Annotated in this window: 1 protein-coding gene; it reads right to left on the bottom strand. The window is 51.5% G+C overall.

From position 1 onward, the window contains the following. Positions 1 to 468 precede the first annotated feature (468 nt). Positions 469 to 790, bottom strand: a 322-nt coding sequence (locus ACOCD2_RS23290) for a hypothetical protein (RefSeq protein WP_419585733.1), incomplete at its 5' end; no start/stop codon positions are given.

The following is a 790-nucleotide window of genomic DNA, read 5'->3' as shown; positions in this document are numbered from 1 at the left end:
TGTGTTGGGTCAATAGCATAGACTCGGCGTACTATGATGTCAAGCCTCTACAGACATGAAAAAGCGATTGTAGATCCATCGAGGCAGGCTTGTACTCATCTTAGGGGTGAGTAGTTACAGATTTGCTACATGAAATTATCTGTGCATTCTTCATGGAAGACATGGAGAACGAATCACTCAAACTAAAAATTTACCACGCCATATCCGAGAGTATCGATGAAACTGATATTTAAGCGCCAGGCCTATCAGACAAATGCCGTAGCGTCGGTGGTGGACTGTTTTGCCGGGCAACCCCTTGGCCAGGGGTTGAGTTATCGCATTGACCCAGGTAAGGCTGCAGCCTCAGTACAGGCCCGCCACCAGGCCGTGGATGAAATGGAAGGCTTCAAGAATGCCGAACTGGCGCTTTCAGATCATGAGCTTTTGGAAAACATTCAAACGGTGCAACGGCGGCAGAATCTGCCCGTATCAGATCAGTTGGTGACTACGCCTGTCTGCAAGATCAATCTGGATATCGAGATGGAAACCGGTACCGGCAAGACCTATTGCTACATCAAGACTGTCAAGTCCCAATAGATCATAAACCGCTGCCAGCCATGGAGAGCGAAGCGAAGGCTGGTAGACCCCAGTAGCCGCGAGGCCGCACTGTTTTCCCGGCGTGCCTTGCGCCAGAGGGAAAACAAAGTAGGCTTCCGAACGCGGCGTCCAGTCATATGGGAGCCAAGTACGGAGCAGCAACGAGCTTGCGAAGTTGTTGCGTAGTGCTTGGTGACCAGGACGGCTGGGGCAC

Origin of the sequence: Thiolapillus sp. (genome assembly GCF_048562965.1) — a bacterium.
Lineage (GTDB): Bacteria > Pseudomonadota > Gammaproteobacteria > Chromatiales > Chromatiaceae > Thiolapillus > Thiolapillus brandeum_A.
Note: the sequence above shows the minus strand (reverse complement) of the source record. Positions and strands in the feature narration are given on the sequence as shown.